Consider the following 16892-nt stretch of genomic DNA (forward strand, 5'->3'; position numbering starts at 1 on the left):
GAAGTAAACTGCATCATTGTATTTGGAGGATAGTATGACAAAACGATTGAAAAGAACTGAATTTATGATGGCGTACATGATCATCATAACACTTGCATGCACAGTTGGTGGATTTTTTTTCGGGGCCCATTATATGAAGACACAATTGGAGTCGGAACAAGCCGCCGTACTCGAAGCAGAGAAAAAGGAAGCCGAAAAAGAAAAACTGCTGCGTGAGCAAAAGCTGTACAACGAACAGGACTTTATCCGATTTTACTATGCCGTTTATGCACCGCTGCTTGATCTGAAACAAGCACATTTTGATACGATGGATAAATGGAATCAAATGAATGAAAATGAACGGACGGATGGCTTGAAGCAACTCAGCAAATTGGCTGAACAGACAAGGAAAGAACTGGAGAAAAACGTTCCCTTGCCGACGTCACCCATGCTGAGACAAGCTCATGCCACTTTTACGAACAGTGTACGGGCGTATTTGGATAGTATGGAGCAGATTCGTTCCGATCAAAATAATGCTACGCCTGCTTCCATTGGGGCTAGCCTGACGCTTTTTCAAAATAACTGGCTAACCGCACAGGAAATGGTCTATCACTCCATTGCTTCTTGGGAATCGGCTTATGTGGTGAAGCAAGCCATGCCGAAGCAATTACCTGGAACCGTTAACACCGCGCAGTGGAAGCAGTATCCGTTCCATTACCGCACCTATCTCGCATCTGTGGCCATGTCGGCAAGCAATCAATGGAGCAGCTATAATCCTGAGGACCTGACTGCAAGACTTGATTTACTCATCGCATCTAACGAAGTTCAAGCACTAGGAATCAAGGATTTAGCCGCTGCCGTGAAGATTTTGAACGCGACAGATGCAGTATCTGCGGGAGATTTTAAACGCTTAAATACACAGCTCTACTCCGTGTTGAAGGCACCTGAAATCCCTCTTTATAAGTAGTCGTACATTTTTAGACTGATTCAATCTTGAAATCTTGTCACCAAGAGCATACAATGGTCTATGATAGTGGACGTACCACTTCGGTATGGGAGGTGAAACCACGATGACTACATGGGTAGATAAAGATACTTGTATTGCTTGCGGTGCTTGTGGCGCCACGGCTCCTGACGTATTTGATTACGACGATGAGGGCCTTGCGTTCAACAAGTTGGATGACAATGCTAACAGCGTTGAAATCCCGGATATCCTGCATGACGATGTTCGTGATGCTGCTGAAGGATGCCCGACCGACTCTATTAAAGTGGAATAGTATTCCATCTACTAATGGAAGAGACCTCTTACGTACTCCGGTATGTAAGAGGTTTTTCATTATGCTCTCCTCTCCTCCGCTGAACGAATGATCGACAATTTCCCGTTCTTTCTTTTGAGATTTTTCGGTAAGATAAAAACAACAGCAAAAACCGAACATTAAAACGCGTTTTTTCCATTTTTTGTGATGTCAATATCTTAATGTTCGTGTTTTGGTCATTTTTATGCTGTTATCAACATGAAATTGAGTATTATTCACGAACGATAACCGTTATAAAATAATTAATGTTCATTTTTTCTTGTTTTTCTTCTTGACGGTGTTATTTTGACGTGATATCGTAAGTACAAATCTTACGAAACACCTTATAAAACAACGGCGTTGACGAAGAAACGCTGTGATCGAGAAATCCCCAGAGAGCCGATGGTTGCTGCGAATCGGCGTTTTCTCCCACGGTTAAGCACTTCTGAGCTGCTGCGTTGAAAAGAGGGTTCACCATCCCAGTAGACGCAAACGGTAGATCCGTTATCTCTTTTAGGTCATGTACCTACCAAGGCTCTTTTTTGAGAAAAAAGGAGCGAATGAGGGTGGCACCGCGAAGCAAAGCCTCTCGTCCCTCACTGTTCTGTAATAGGAGCAGTGTGAGAACGGGAGGTTTTTTTGATATGCACATATATAGGAGGAGAAAACCATGTTTGCAGACAAAATGATCTTGAGAATCCCTGGTCCTACACCCATTCCACCACGTGTTCAAACAGCGATGAGCCAACCGATGATTGGACACCGCAGCGGCAAGTTCTCCGCTCTTTTCGCCCGTACTGCTGAAAGATTGAAGCCTTACTTTGGTACCAAGCAGGACGTATACATCTTGGCAGGTAGTGGAACGAGTGCACTGGAGATGGGCGTCGTAAATACGCTCCAACCAGGCGATGAAGCTGCCGTCCTCGTCAGCGGTGCATTTGGTGAGCGCTTTGCAAAAATTTGCGAGCGTTATGGTATCATCGCCCATCGGTTAGAAGTCCCTTGGGGAAACGCCGTAACACCTGAGCTAGTTGAAACATTCCTGCAAAAAAAGCCACAAGTAAAAGCCGTATTCGCCACCTACTGTGAAACATCCACTGGGGTAGAAAATCCGATTGCTGACTTGGCGAAGGCAATCCGCACACATTCGGACGCCCTCTTCATTGTCGATGCAGTAAGCAACCTCGGTGCGGTTCCATGCGAAATGGATGCTTGGGGTGTCGATATCGTGGTAACCGGCTCGCAAAAAGCTTTCATGCTGCCAACAGGCCTTGCCTTCCTCGCTGCGAGTGAACGCGCATGGCAAGTAATTGAGCAAAACAAATCGCTCGCCTTCTATTTGGACCTGAAAGCATACCGCAAGAGCCTAGCAGAGCAAACAACACCGTATACGCCTGCTGTATCCCTCATTTTCGGTCTCGACGAGGTATTGGATATGTTGGAGGAAGAAGGCTTACCAGCTATCGTAAAACGCCATGAACTGATGAGAGACATGACTCGCGCAGCGATGAGGGCATTAAACATCAAACTGATGGCCGAAGATCAGTACGCATCGACAACCGTTACTTCTTGCGATCCTGAGGGTGTCTTTCATGCAGAAGCTCTCCGCAAAATGTTAACGCAGCAATTCAACATCACGATTGCTGGCGGCCAGCAGCACTTGAAAGGCAAAATCTTCCGCATCGGGCACATGGGCTATTGCGAGCCATTGGATGTCCTGCAAGTCATTTCTGCCATCGAATTGTCGCTTCACCAAATCGGTGCCCCAGTTGAGCTGGGTGCTGGTGTAAAAGCTGCTCAGGAGGTGCTCATTGCACATGTATAAAGTACTCATTACCGACCCACTTAGCGAATTTGGAATTCAACAACTCTTGGACGCTTCTGATGTAGAAGTTGTTCGTCAAACAAACCTCTCCCCTGCTGAACTGATCGCTGTGATTGGCGACTACGATGCACTCCTCGTACGCAGCCAAACCCAGGTAACAGCAGAAGTACTCGCTGCCGGCAAAAAGTTAAAGGCAGTCGGTCGCGCAGGTGTTGGCGTAGATAACATTGATATCAACGCTGCCACCCAAGCAGGTATTCCCGTCATCAACGCTCCAGATGGCAACACCATCTCTACTGCGGAGCATTCGTTTGCCATGCTGATGGCTGTCGCTCGTAACATCCCTCAAGCTCACAAGAAGCTGGTAGACGGTACATGGGATCGCAAAAGCTTCCAGGGGGTTGAGCTGAACAACAAAGTACTGGGAGTCATCGGTATGGGCCGCATCGGTTCAGAGGTTGCGAAGCGTGCGAAAGCATTTGGTATGACCGTCATGGGCTTCGATCCGTTCATGACCGAGGAACGTGCAGAAAAGATGGGTGTAACCAACGCAACTGTCGACGAAATTTGCCGCAAAGCAGATTTTATTACCGTCCATACTCCGCTGACAAAAGAAACCCGCCATATCATCAGCACGCGTGAGTTCGCAAAAATGAAAGATGGCGTTCGCTTGATCAACTGCGCTCGTGGGGGAATCATTGACGAGAAAGCTCTCTACGAGGCGATTACCGCAGGAAAAGTCGCAGGAGCAGCTCTGGATGTCTTTGAAGAAGAACCACCTGTAGACAACCCTCTCGTCGGTCTGCCACAGGTAGTAACGACTCCACATCTGGGAGCTTCGACCATTGAAGCACAGGAAAACGTGGCCGTAGACGTATCGGAAGAAATCCTGAAGGTTCTACGTGACGAGCCATTCAAAAACGCAGTGAATTTGCCTTCGATCCCTGCACACGTTATGGAAAAAGTCCAACCGTACTTTACGTTGGGTGAAAAGCTGGGCCATTTCCTTGCCCAAGTGACAGTTGGTTCCATTTCGGAGATTTCGATTAAATATAGCGGTGAGTTGACAGATGTAGACACGTCCCCGCTGACTCGCACAGTCCTCAAAGGCGTGCTCTCCTTCCGTTTGGGCGAGGAAGTCAACTATGTGAACGCCCCGATTCTGGCAAAAGTGCGCGACATAACCGTTACAGAGCAAAAAGCAGCACAAAACAAAGGCTTTACGAACTTACTGACCGTTAGCTTAAAAACGACGCAAGAGACTCGCACAGTGGCTGGAACACGACTCAATGGTTACGGTGCGCGTATTGTGAAAATTGACGACTTTGCGATTGACGTAGCGCCTGAGGGCTACCTCCTCTACATTCACCATAATGACCGTCCAGGTGTGATCGGACGTGTCGGTTCCATCTTGGGTGAAAACAGCGTGAACATCGCAACGATGCAGGTAGGACGCCGTGATATCGGTGGAGACGCGATCATGATGCTCTCTGTCGACAAACCATTGACGCCAGAGCTCCTCGATACGATGGGCGAGCTGGCAGAAGTGAAAAGCGTTACACAAATCGAGCTGTAGGTTCTCCCTTCCGCACGAGAATAGACCTGGCCCTTGCCGGGTCTTTTTCTTTACCCTTATTTTGGTTAGAGCTATAATGGGACAAGATAATTCTACACACCAAGGAAGGAGCTTCTTATGACGAACCAGGCATTATTCGCTATTGGTATCTTTTTAGTTACCTATGCATTTATTATTAGCGAAAAGTTACATCGAACCATCGTCGCCATGTCTGGCGGAATTCTCATGGTCTTGTTCGGGATCGTTACACAAGAACAAGCAATTCACCATATCGACTTTAACACCCTCGGCCTACTTATTGGGATGATGATCTTGGTTGCCATTACGGCACAGACTGGTGTATTCAAGTATGTGGCCATCCGTGCGGCAAAGGTCGCAAAGGGTAAACCGATTCGTATCCTTGTTTACCTGAGCTTGATCACGGCCGTTGCCTCCGCCTTTTTGGACAACGTTACCACTGTACTTCTCATCGTACCTGTGACGTTTAGCATCGCCCGCCAGCTCGAGCTTAATCCGATTCCTTTTTTAATCAGTGAAATTATCGCTTCTAATGCCGGAGGAACCGCTACGTTGATCGGTGACCCACCGAATATCATGATTGGCAGCTCTGTACCGGAGCTTGATTTTATGAAATTTCTTATGAATTTGAGCCCAGTTATCATCGTAATTCTCGCTGTAACGGTTGTTTGCTTGGTCTTGATTTACCGTAAACAGCTAGTAACGTCACCTGAGTTGAGTGCAAAAATCATGCAGTTAAATGAGCGCGATGAAATTACCGACAGCCGTTTATTGAAAAAGTCTTTGACCGTGATGGGATTGACCATTATTGGTTTCATGCTTCATGGGGCCCTTCATTTGGAGTCGGCAACGATCGCTTTAACTGGAGCTTTTCTTTTGCTCCTCCTTACTGGAGAGCATTATTTAGAAGACGCGATCAGCAAAGTCGAGTGGAATACGATTTTCTTCTTCATCGGTCTGTTTGTTCTCGTCTCTGGGTTAGTGGAAACAGGTGTGATCAAAAAGCTCGCAACGGAAGCGATGAATCTGACGGGTGGAGATCCATTGAATACCTCCCTGTTGATCCTCTGGTTGAGCGCAATCGCCTCTGCTTTTGTCGACAATATCCCGTTCGTTGCCACCATGATTCCGATGATCAAGGAAATGGGAGCCCTCGGGATCACCAATCTGGAGCCTCTTTGGTGGAGCCTTGCACTCGGGGCGTGTTTAGGTGGAAACGGGACCTTGATTGGAGCGAGTGCCAACGTGATTGTTGCTGGCTTAGCTGCAAAGGAAGGACATCATATCGGCTTTTTCAGCTTTATGAAGGTCGCCTTCCCGTTGATGATCCTGTCTATCTTGATTGCTCATGTCTACGTGTACCTGCGCTATTTTATTTGGTGAGGAGGAATCCCTATTGTTCCATTACACCTTTAATGAGGAAGAAATTGAGATCAAGGAACAAATTTCACAACAAGATGCTACCTATCATATAGTCGTTAAATCCGAGTCCATGCGAGCACGTGTCAAAGAGGTACGTCGTTATTTTGAGGGGAACAAAGACTACACGGATGTCCTGTTTTTTTCACGAGAGGACGGTTCTTTCGAAGTAATCGTACGTCACAACATGATAGAATCCTTTTTGATTCACGCCTTTCGCTTCAAATGCTTGCAATCGATTTGTTGGGAATAAAAAAACTCCGCCGTTTTTACATACGGCGGAGTTTTTTATCTACAAAATGGAAAGGATATCGCGAACATCATCGAGAATAAAATCTGCTTTTTCCTCTTCAAACTTGCTGCGTGCGTCTTGACCAGACAGTCCAGTCAATGTCGCTGCAAACTTGCAACCGATCGAGCGAGCCGCTAGAAAATCTGCGAGTGAATCTCCGACGATCAGCACCTCTTCCCCATTTTCGATTGGCAATGAAAAATGGACAGCATCGCTAATCGGTGCATCGAGTCCGAGCAGCCCTTTTACATAGGAATATGGGTGTGGCTTGGACATCGGCGCAAAGCTAGGAAACGCTTCTTCCGCATCGAGTACGTGAGAGGCAGTTACGACACGGTTCGGGTCGAACCATTCCAGTATGTTCATCTCACTGAGGGGAACATGCGTCTCGATCGTAGGGCGCCCTGTTCCAATTCCCAGTGTGTATCCTTTTTCTTTTAACGTGCGAAACAACTCCACCATTTCTGCAGGCGGTACAATCGGAATCTCGTCTGACAAGAAGCCCTTCTTGCCTGGCTGCATGGTTTCACGACCAATCGATGCCGCCACGCGCTCATCACCGAGATACCATTCTTGAAACGTCTTTTGAATCAACTGCCATAGATCACTGTTGCGAGAGAACATTTCTGTTGAAACACCGCAACGCTCTTTTGCAATTTGATTTAAGTAGAGCAGCATTTCTGCTTTTTGTGCGGAACCTTTGGCAAAATCTGCGGTGAACGCTGCGTAGTCTACTTGGAAATCAGGAGCATAAGTGGCTGCCCACTCTTTCACTTTTGCCAGTTGCGGTCGATCAATTTGTTCGACAAGAAGGCTCGTTGCTTCTGGAACTTGCGTTTTAACCGCTTCAATCATACGAATCAACTGATAGGAAAACGCGAGGAAAACCATGTCCCAGTTGGAGTTGATTCCACGAGACTTGATAAAATTCAGCACTTCATCATGAGCGAAAACTTGCTCGCGCACTCGTCTGATTTGCGCTTCTACTGGCGCAGGCGTGAATTCCTCGCCTGCAAGCCCTACATACTGCGGGCTGTACAAAAATTCCCACACCGTCAATGCAGAAGCATCAAAGTAACGCTCTTCACTCAACATAACCCCGTCAACATCAAATAAGATCGTTTTGATCATTTCTCTCTACACTCCTATTTGTTTTTATGCAGCATCAAGGCGATTGTAAAAGTCGTTCCCTCACCCAGTTTACTCTGCACACTGATGGTACCCCCGTGTGCTTCGACAAGGTTTTTCGCGATGGCTAGTCCAAGTCCAGTTCCACCTAGTCGTCCACGTGTGCGAGCCTTGTCTGCTTTATAGAACCGCTCAAAAACAAACGGCAAATCTTCTTGCGGAATGCCACTGCCTGTATCGCTAATCTCAACCAGCAACGTTTTATCACCGCGAGCCCGAATGGTGACGCTTCCCCCACTTGGCGTATGCCGCAGCGCATTATCGATCAAATTCGTTAGCACTTGCTCCATGCGATCAGGATCAATGAGCACATGCGTGTGTGTCGTCGATATTTCGAGGAAAAGGTGGATTTCGCGTTCTCTCGCCAAATTGGTGAATTTGCGTTGAATGCGTTCCAAATACGGACGCAGTTCCATCGTCTCCTGGAACAATTCAACATGCCCCGCTTCCATCCGCGCCAAGCTGAGCAATTCATTCACCAGCTTGGTCATACGCGCTGACTCGTCATAGATAATCTGCGCCAATTCTTTATGCTCTTCTGGTGTAGCCACGATATCATCCACAATTGCTTCACTGTACCCTTGCAACATGGATAATGGTGTTCGCAGCTCATGGGATACGTTTGCCACAAAATCATTACGCATCTTATCCAGCTTGCGTTCCTGCGTAATGTCCCGAAGAACTGCGACAGCACCACGGATTTGATCCCGATCATTCAAAGGTACCATGACAACGGACCATATCCGCCCTTGAACAGGGATATCCTCTGTCACTTCCTGTCCGGTTTGCAAAACCTGCTGATAGAACGAGAACAACGGCACAGGTTCATCCGAATGCTCGAAATCCCAATCTCGCAGGAATCGTTCTGCTGGAGGATTCGTTACGGCCAGCTTGCCGTTCGCATCTATCATCACAACACCATCTACCATGCTTCTAAGAACACTCGCCAGTTGCTCCTTCTCTTTGGACAGTGCATCGACTAACTGATTGAGCTTGCTTGCCATCGTGTTAAACGAAGCCGCCAGTTCACCTGTCTCGTCTTGAGTCCTGATCGGGATTTCAGCATGAAAGTCCCCTTCTGCAATGCGATGCGCCGTTTCTTTCATCTGACGTAATGGAATCGTAAGACGCGATGAAAGGAAAAAGGCGAATACAGTGGTAGAGACGAATCCGATGACACCAACCACAAAGATTAAAAATCTGACTTCACTAACCGTATCATCAAAATCTTCAATCGCCTGATACATGACCACTGCACCCGTTTTCCCTGCTGCCATTTCTAAAGGCACGGCGACCGCAAGCAGTTCATGCTTATTGTTCGTGTGATCAGTGGAATTCTGCACATCAATATAAATCGTTTTGGGAGCAGGATGCTTACCAGCCAGCGCTTCTGGCAAACTCAATGCAGGATTTTGGAGCAATTGCTCTACTGGAATACGAGGGAGCCCAGCCCCCTCGCTCATACCGACTTGCTTGCCTTTTTCATCTAAAATGACCATGCCCGTATGATGGACCAAGCCAAACCTGGAAGCCATCTCCATAGCTGCTGTCATATCCGGACTCTGCGCCAAACCGATTGCGATGCCATCTGCCAGATCGTGCAAATTCTTCGACTGCCGATTGCTATAAAAGCTGTCAAAAGATTGAACGAGCAACAAACTAAAGATCGTCAAGACGAGAGCAAATAAGGCAATAATGGTCATCCATAGCTTTCCGACTACACTACGAAAAATAACGTCCACTTTACTTAGGCACCTCTAGCTTGTATCCGACACCCCAAACCGTGGCGATCATATTGGCAGCTTGCGGAGAAACACGGTTCAATTTTTCGCGGAGACGCTTGATATGCGTATCCACCGTGCGCAAATCGCCAAAAAACTCGTAGTGCCACACATCTTTTAACAACTCTTCACGCGTAAACACTTTATCTGGCGACAATGCCAGATAGTGCAGCAGCTCATACTCTTTTGGAGTCAGGCTTACCTCTTGGCCACTTGCGATGACTTTGTGAGCATCGTGGTCAATCGTCAATTCCGGGAAAACAAGGACAGAATGACTGTTGAATGTCTCTGTCTTCAAATAAGCTGTCGCGGAAGAGCGACGCAGAATCGCTTTTACCCGGTACATGACCTCACGCGGGCTGAACGGTTTCACGACATAATCGTCTACCCCTGCCTCAAACCCGTGAACGCGGTTCGTTTCTTCCCCTTTTGCCGTCAGCATAATAATGGGGGTTGCCTTGAATTCGCGAACACGCTGGCATACCTCGATCCCGTCCATTCCTGGCAGCATCAGGTCGAGCAAAATGATATCATAATCACTTCCCACTGCCATTTCGACTGCTTGCTCTCCATTATCTGCTTCATCAATCAGAAAATTTTCTCTTTCCAAATACATTTTCAGAAGTCTGCGAATGCGTTCTTCATCATCCACTACGAGAATACGTGCCATTTTTTCCATCTGGAACACCTCTTGCTCTCATAATATCGTAAAACCGTTAGAAGATAGTCCAAAAAGCTGGTAGTAAAACCAGCTTTTCGAGGATATTCTACACCCCAGCGTAGGAGTGCAAACCAGCAATGACCAAGTTGACCACGACCAGTGTAATCAAAATAATGACGAACCCGATGACGGACATCCATGCTGATTTTGCACCGATCCATCCTCTGGATAGACGCAAGTGCAAGTAGGCACTGTAGAAGAGCCAGACAATTAAGGCCCATACTTCCTTCGGGTCCCAGCCCCAGAATCGTCCCCATGCCTCTTCTGCCCAAATCATCGCAAAGATAAGGGCCCCGAGAGTAAACACCGGATATCCGATACTGATAGCTCGATAACTGATCTCATCCAGAAGCTCAGGATCGACACTTTCAACGGAAGGCTTGATTGCAGCCCCTAATCGTTTTCGGAAAATCAAACGCAATCCGCCATACAGAATTCCCCCTGTAAGGACTGACCACAGCATCGTGTTTAATTTGCGTGCGGCGTCTTTTCCCTCCATCCAGGTAGGTGCCTCAAAGAGTGGTGACATTGGACCTTCCTTGATGATGGTTGAATCAGTAGGTGCAACAATCGCTGGCAGAATGTACTCCACTTTCGGTTTTACCATCTGTCCTGCTGCATTCATTTCTTCTTTCTTCATCTCAAATACCGTCTTTTGATCCATACGAGCGAACGTAGAATCCATCAAAATGAATCCAACGAGCATGAGGACCACAGCTAGCACAATCTCCAGCCATTTCGTACTTTTCGTCGAAATGTGCTGCGGTACGGTACGGATCAAATACATCAAACCCGCTGCAAAACCAACCGCCAAAATCCCTTCACCCAGTGCAGCAGTTGTCACGTGAATGTGCAGCCAGTAGCTCTGCAAAGACGGAATCAATGGGGTGATTTCCTTCGGGAACACGTACGAATACGCGAGCATGATAACCCCAAGCGGAAGGACGAACGCTCCAATCGAGGTCAGCTTGTAGATCCGGTAAATAATTAAGTAGGCCAAGATAATACAGTAATCCAGGAATGCCATAAACTCAAACATGTTACTCGTCGGGCTATGGCCGCCAGCAATCCAGCGAGCAATCACATACCCTGTTTGCGCCACAAAACCGATAACGGCTAACCAATACGCAATCCGTCCATAGCGTTCTTCATGTTGTTTGGGATCACGCCCTGCCCAGTTTTTACCCGTCACGGCTACAGCGAAGACGATAGACGAGATGACGTAGAGCAGGAACGCGATATCCAGTAACCAGTCACTCAGTTGAATGAGCTGCACGTTGTTAGTACCCCCTTTGAAGCTTTAGGCCTTGGCCTTCGTTTTATCTTCTATCGTGACAGGGAGCTCCGCTTGTTTAACCAGCCCTTCTACTTCTCTACGAAGACCGAACCAGTTTTTATTCGTGTGAGCTGCTACCAAGATACTTCCCTCTTGCGTCTGTACCCAAACCCGACGATGTTGCCAGAACACACCGATTGCAACGCCTGCAAGGAAAATGAATGAACCGAAATAAATCAATGGCAATGCTTTGTCCACTCGTACATTCAGTCCTGCAATATCGATTAAATCAGGCATTTTGATCTCGAGTCCGTAACGCGGATCATTTTTTTGTGTAAGAATGGTTCCTTCTAGATAAACCAATTTTTCATTATAATTTCCATTCTCTCCAATGAGTTCCAATGCCACCATCGGATTTTTAGGCAAATTGGTTTTCGTCGCCGGCTTCCCGTCTTTTCCCATAATAAAATCGGGGAAGTAATCTAAAATCCGTACCGTGAATCCATCCGCAATGGTTTGCTCGGGCTGTGGATTGTACAGATCAATTTTGATAAGGCCGATCTCTTTTTTATTGTTTTTCAAATCGACCACTGTAAAATTAAGCGCTCCAAGCTGCATTTCTTGCACGCCGCTCTGATAAATGTAGAGGCTGTCCTGTTCCATCGGATGATTCACGACGATCGGCCCCTTCTGTACTTCTACCAAATCCGGCTTTTTCCCTGGAACGTCAGCGCTTTTATTTTCATACAAAATGGCCTCTGTCTGGTAGCTCTTCACGATGGCTCCGCCCTTAAGCTCCAGTTGCTCCGGCATTTCTTCTTCCGACCAATACTCTGTCGTGTAGTTTTCGTTTTTTATGTAGTAAGGGGTATTCGGAATCGCTATTGTTTGTCCCTCACGCACCCAGACGTACTCGTCCAAGTAAAAGCCAGGCAGGCTTCGCATCAGGGTACCGACCAAAAACAAGATCAGTCCAATGTGATTAATGTAAGGACCCCAACGGCTAAAACGGCCTTTTTCAGCCATAATCGCCCGTTCCGTGCGGAAAATGCGGTATCCTTTTTCTTTCAATGCAAGAGCAGAGGCGTCCAGTATCGCTTCCTGATTGGCTTCTGGAGCAAGCTCACCCTCTGCAAACAGCTTTTGCCCTTTCAAAAAGGACTTGTGCTGGTTCAATCTTGGCTTCTTTAACGCTTTATACAGCGGTACTACGCGGTCCAGACTACAGATAATCAAGGACGTACCGAGCATAACCAGAAGCGTCACAAACCACCAGGACGAATACATATTGTGAAATCCAAGGCCGTAGAAAATCGTTCCCAGCGTTCCATATGATTCCGTATAAAAACGGGCAACATCTGCTTCTGTCGGTACGGGAACCGGTATGTACATTTGTTGCGGAAAGATGGTTCCGACTGCGGACGCCACCAAAATGACAATAATGATACCGATTGCAATTTTGACCGAAGAAAAAAAGTTCCAGACTCGATCGATTACCTTCGTCTTATTCGTTTGAGAACGTCTTGCCATTCCTTCATAACGCATGTCAGGAAACGATGTCTGCTCGTGGACTTCCACATTCAAAGGCTTCCCGCAAGACTCACAGAGCAGCGTCCCAACCGGGTTGGTATGACCGCATTCGCATTTTCTCTGATCCATCATTGCTCCTCACTTACGGCAAGATTTTTGTTATTTTCGACTCAATCATCGCTTCATCTAACTGCCCGATAAAGATGTCCTGCACTTCTCCATCTGGGTCGATGAAAAAGGTCGTCGGAATTGGACCGATTCGATACAGCTTTGTAATTTCCGATTGACGATCGAGCAAAATAGGGAAGTCAATCCCGAACTGCTTCACGAATGGTTCTACAGCAACTGGCGATTCTCCGATATTGACGCCGACTACAACCAATCCCTTATCTTTAAACTTCGTGTACTGCTCTTGCAATGCCGGCATTTCTTCCTTACAGGGTTCACACCACGTACCCCAGAAATTAAGGATAACGCCCTTTCCTTTCAAACTTTCCAGAGTCAGCTCTGGTCCATTCAGTTGCTCCAAACTAAAATTCGGAGCATCGCTTCCTACTTTCACAGCACCGGGGTCCTTCACAAAGCTGGAATAGAGTGCAAAGACCAGCGCTACAAGCAAAACACCCAATACCGCGATCCTGACATATGTACGATTGCTTTTGTTCATGACGCCATACTCCCATCTACTGCTAATAAATTGCATCCTTTTCCCATTCTATTATAGCGTTCCTAGTTTTTCCGACAGCGCACAACTTATGAACAGATTTTGAACGAATCAATGTTTCGACCGCGGGCTGCGTTTCTTTTGAACCAATCCCCGCTTCAAGCTCTCCACTTCCTCATGAGTGAGCTTGCGAAATTCGCCCGGCTTCAATCCATCTAATGTAAGAAACCCTAAACGGATTCGCTCCAATGTCAATACCGGATGGCCGATCGCTTCACACATTCTACGCACTTGGCGGTTTCGTCCTTCATGTATGGTCAGTTCTACCAATGCCTTTTGGCTGCTAGACTCTGTCTTCAACAATTTGGACTGACCGGGAGAAGTCATGCCGTCTTCCAAACGAATGCCGGTTGCTAGCTTGTGCACTTTTTCCTGGCTGGGGATTCCCTTTACCCATGCCCGATACACTTTATCGATTTCATAGCTTGGATGTGCCAGCCTGTTAGCGAGCTCCCCGTCGTTCGTCAAGAGCAGCAAGCCGGACGTATCGTAATCCAAGCGACCTACTGGATATACCCTTTCTTTGATTCCCTTCAACAGATCGATAACTACCCGTCTGCCTCGCGGGTCTGTGACGCTTGTAATGACACCCGTAGGCTTGTACAACAAGAGATAGACATGTTGCTCCAGCTTAACCTGCTGTCCATTCACCACAATTTTGTCCTTGAGCGGATCGACTTTTATTCCCTGCTCTCGTACGACTTGGCCATTTACCTGTACCTTGCCTTGCGCAATCAGCTCTTCACAATGGCGACGAGAGGCGACTCCAGCATGCGCCAATACTTTCTGTAAACGTTCCATCGTTGGTTCACCTCTACAACATCATACCCATTCTTACTAGTGTGGACAAGAAAAAGGGAAAAACTTCCCCATATTCACGAGGAAGTTTTCACTATCTACACGATTTGAATTCTATCTAAGCGAAAATGTACGAAACAATGAGCAGCGAGAATATGACACCAGCCAGGTCCGACCATAAGCCTACCTTTAGTGCATAAGCAGAATTGCGAATACCAACTGCCCCAAAATAAACGGTTAGGACATACAGTGTCGTATCTGTGCTCCCTTGCATAGTAGCTGCCAGTCTACCTAAAAAAGAATCGGGACCGTACTGCGCAATCAGATCTGTTGCAATCGCAAGGGAGCCTGTTCCCGTCAACGGACGAAGCAACGCCAACGGGACCAGTTCTTCTGGAAAATGCAACAGGTCAAGAAGCGGTTTGAGTGCGCGAAGCAGTAGATCCAATGCTCCTGATTCCCGAAACATACTCACCGCAACCATCATGGCAATCAAGTGCGGGAGTATGCGAATTGTAGTGGTTAAGCCGCCTTTTGCTCCATCTACAAACGTCTCGTAGACGGGGACTTGTTTTTGCCACCCATACAACAAGACAAAGGCAATTGTACCGGGAATGGCCCAAAGAGAGAGCAGGGATACCCATTGGTACATAAGGACTCCCCCTATCTGTGTCTTCGTATATGCCGATAACGATACATGCGATCAATCAACAGGGCGACAATGGTGGCAGCAAAGGAAGATAACAGCGTAGTGCCTACGATTTCTACGGGATTCACGGAGCCATACTGCATGCGGATCGCGATCATCGTCGTAGGGATAATCGTAATACTCGCCGTATTGATTGCCAGCAGCGTACACATGGCAGGAGAAGCGTTCTGCTTGTCTGGATTTAGCTTTTGGAGCTCTTCCATGGCTTTTAGTCCCATTGGAGTTGCTGCATTACCAAGCCCGAGCAGGTTTGCGCTCATATTTGAGAGGATGTATCCCATAGCTGGGTGTCCTTTTGGTACATCGGGAAAAAGTATTTGGATGATCGGTGACAATACCCGCGCCAACAACTCAAGGAGTCCTGACTTTTCTGCAATTCGCATCATTCCCATCCAAAAGGCGAGAACACTGAGAAGTCCGAGACAAACGGTTACTCCCGTCTTGGCTCCCTCAAACGCTGCTGCGTTAATTGCTTCCATCCGCCCCGTTATGGCCGCAACGACAATGCTAATGACAATGAGCCCGAGCCAGATGACATTAAGCACTCCACAGCCCCCCTGACACTATGTCCCAAAATGGCTGCCACATTGAGCGTGAAGCTTGCGGAGATGCTAAAGTCGGCGCATCCACGCTAACTAGTAACGGAACCTGCCCAATCATCTTCTCCTTTAAATAGAGTTGAAGAAACCCTGCCAGTTGACCATTCATTTTCGCTGTAACCGTCGATTCTCCCATAACGACACGCTTGTGAATCCCCTCTGCCTCTGCCGTTTGCAACGGATATTGAAAAGCGTTTGTTGTGACGAGATGAGTTCCTGCTTCAAGTGTGACTGGCGTGTCAGGCTTTACCTCCTGCCCTTTTTTGACCAGTTCCTGTAGCGGATAATTCGCAAAGCCCCAATCCATCAGCTTGGCGGAGTCATTCCAGTCATCAGAAGCATTCAGAGTAATCGTCGCTAGCTGTCTTCCGTCCCGTGTGGCGGAAGATGCCAGGCAGCGCTTCGCGAGTTTGGTGTATCCCGTTTTCACACCATCAGCACCGTTGTATAAATGAAGCATCTTGTTTTTATTGAGTAGGCGCCGGTCCCACTGCTCGCCTTCCCATGAAATATCCTTGACTTTCGTTGAGACGATTTGACGAAACACGGGATTATGTAAGGCGTAGGCGGACAGCTTTGCCATATCTTCTGCGGTGGAGTAATGCTGATTACTGTCATCTAAACCATGCGGATTGGTGAAATTCGTATGCTCCATTCCAATCATCGCAGCTTTTTCATTCATCAAGTAAGTGAATCCAGGCACTGACCCTCCAATGTGCGTTGCGATGGTGACGGCTGCGTCATTGCCAGATCGTAGCATCAAACCGTACAGCAGCTCTTCAAGCGTGAGCTTCTCCCCATTTTTCAAATAGATCGATGAGCCTTCAACCCCTACGGCTTGTGGCGGTACCGTTACCTGTGCATCCATTTTGCCCATCTCGATCGCTACGATTGCTGTCATCGTTTTGGTCAAGCTTGCGATCCTCATTTTTTTCGTACCGTTTTTGGAATAAAGAATCCGTCCACTCTCTACATCGATTAGCGCTGCACCTTCTGCTGACAAGCTAGGTGGAGCTGCAGCAGCTTTTACTACCGCTGCCGGCGTAAGAGCCATCTGTATAAAAAGAAAAACGACGAGTACGCCGGACAGATTTTTTCGTATGTTCATAAACGTCCTCCCCATTTGAAAACTTGGACTCAACCTTGACGATAAGTCAAGAGA

At 47.4% G+C, this 16892-nt stretch carries 16 protein-coding genes and 1 other annotated feature; of the genes, 6 read left to right on the forward strand and 10 right to left on the reverse strand.

All coding sequences use genetic code 11. The annotated features are described in order from the left end of the window. Positions 1 to 34 precede the first annotated feature (34 nt). The 6 genes from ASG16_RS25290 (at position 35) to ASG16_RS25315 (ending at position 6365) form a co-directional block, all read left to right on the forward strand. Positions 35 to 946, forward strand: a complete 912-nt coding sequence (locus tag ASG16_RS25290) for a hypothetical protein (RefSeq protein ID WP_056492715.1) — start codon at positions 35 to 37, stop codon at positions 944 to 946. 103 nt (positions 947 to 1049) lie between these two features. After that, a complete protein-coding gene (locus tag ASG16_RS25295; protein ID WP_007724004.1) occupies positions 1050 to 1256 on the forward strand; it encodes a ferredoxin in 207 nt (68 codons plus the stop codon). Between the two features lie 369 nt (positions 1257 to 1625). Next, positions 1626 to 1874 (forward strand) — a binding site (T-box leader). 70 nt (positions 1875 to 1944) lie between these two features. After that, on the forward strand, positions 1945 to 3099 hold the full coding sequence (locus ASG16_RS25300; protein WP_056492712.1) for a pyridoxal-phosphate-dependent aminotransferase family protein: 1155 nt from the start codon (positions 1945 to 1947) through the stop codon (positions 3097 to 3099). After that, entirely contained in the window at positions 3092 to 4675 is a 1584-nt protein-coding gene (serA, locus tag ASG16_RS25305; protein WP_056492709.1) for a phosphoglycerate dehydrogenase, read from the forward strand. The genes ASG16_RS25300 and serA overlap by 8 nt, the downstream gene beginning before the upstream one ends. Positions 4676 to 4792: 117 nt before the next feature. Continuing rightward, positions 4793 to 6076 carry an ArsB/NhaD family transporter gene (locus tag ASG16_RS25310; RefSeq protein ID WP_056492706.1) on the forward strand — a complete coding sequence of 428 codons (1284 nt, stop codon included), beginning with the start codon at positions 4793 to 4795 and terminating at the stop codon, positions 6074 to 6076. A 13-nt stretch (positions 6077 to 6089) separates the two neighbouring features. Then, the gene (locus ASG16_RS25315) at positions 6090 to 6365 is read left to right on the forward strand and encodes a hypothetical protein (protein ID WP_241970829.1); all 276 of its coding nucleotides are present in this window, start codon (positions 6090 to 6092) and stop codon (positions 6363 to 6365) included. 39 nt (positions 6366 to 6404) lie between these two features. Here ASG16_RS25315 and ASG16_RS25320 read toward each other — a convergent pair whose 3' ends face one another. From ASG16_RS25320 to ASG16_RS25365, 10 genes are all read right to left on the reverse strand, one after another. Further along, entirely contained in the window at positions 6405 to 7535 is a 1131-nt protein-coding gene (locus ASG16_RS25320; protein ID WP_056492705.1) for an HAD family hydrolase, read from the reverse strand. A 14-nt stretch (positions 7536 to 7549) separates the two neighbouring features. Next, complete coding sequence (locus ASG16_RS25325; RefSeq protein WP_056492702.1) at positions 7550 to 9334, reverse strand: ATP-binding protein; 1785 nt, start codon at positions 9332 to 9334, stop codon at positions 7550 to 7552. A gap of 1 nt (position 9335) precedes the next feature. Beyond that, complete coding sequence (locus ASG16_RS25330; RefSeq protein ID WP_012686105.1) at positions 9336 to 10052, reverse strand: response regulator transcription factor; 717 nt, start codon at positions 10050 to 10052, stop codon at positions 9336 to 9338. 88 nt (positions 10053 to 10140) lie between these two features. After that, the gene (gene ccsB, locus ASG16_RS25335) at positions 10141 to 11370 is read right to left on the reverse strand and encodes a c-type cytochrome biogenesis protein CcsB (RefSeq protein ID WP_056492699.1); all 1230 of its coding nucleotides are present in this window, start codon (positions 11368 to 11370) and stop codon (positions 10141 to 10143) included. A gap of 24 nt (positions 11371 to 11394) precedes the next feature. After that, complete coding sequence (resB, locus tag ASG16_RS25340) at positions 11395 to 13029, reverse strand: cytochrome c biogenesis protein ResB (RefSeq protein WP_056492696.1); 1635 nt, start codon at positions 13027 to 13029, stop codon at positions 11395 to 11397. 13 nt (positions 13030 to 13042) lie between these two features. Then, complete coding sequence (resA, locus tag ASG16_RS25345) at positions 13043 to 13567, reverse strand: thiol-disulfide oxidoreductase ResA (protein WP_056492694.1); 525 nt, start codon at positions 13565 to 13567, stop codon at positions 13043 to 13045. 108 nt (positions 13568 to 13675) lie between these two features. Next, positions 13676 to 14425, reverse strand: a complete 750-nt coding sequence (locus ASG16_RS25350; protein WP_056492691.1) for a pseudouridine synthase — start codon at positions 14423 to 14425, stop codon at positions 13676 to 13678. 115 nt (positions 14426 to 14540) lie between these two features. Continuing rightward, positions 14541 to 15074 (reverse strand): spore maturation protein, encoded by a 534-nt coding sequence (locus ASG16_RS25355; protein ID WP_056492687.1) that lies wholly within the window; start codon positions 15072 to 15074, stop codon positions 14541 to 14543. A gap of 11 nt (positions 15075 to 15085) precedes the next feature. Further along, positions 15086 to 15676 (reverse strand): nucleoside recognition domain-containing protein, encoded by a 591-nt coding sequence (locus ASG16_RS25360; protein ID WP_056492685.1) that lies wholly within the window; start codon positions 15674 to 15676, stop codon positions 15086 to 15088. Continuing rightward, positions 15669 to 16838 carry a D-alanyl-D-alanine carboxypeptidase family protein gene (locus ASG16_RS25365; protein WP_056492682.1) on the reverse strand — a complete coding sequence of 390 codons (1170 nt, stop codon included), beginning with the start codon at positions 16836 to 16838 and terminating at the stop codon, positions 15669 to 15671. Before ASG16_RS25365 ends, ASG16_RS25360 begins: the two co-directional genes overlap by 8 nt. Between the last annotated feature and the right edge of the window lie 54 nt (positions 16839 to 16892).

It is taken from the genome of Brevibacillus sp. Leaf182 (genome assembly GCF_001423865.2).
GTDB classification, from domain to species: domain Bacteria; phylum Bacillota; class Bacilli; order Brevibacillales; family Brevibacillaceae; genus Brevibacillus; species Brevibacillus brevis_C.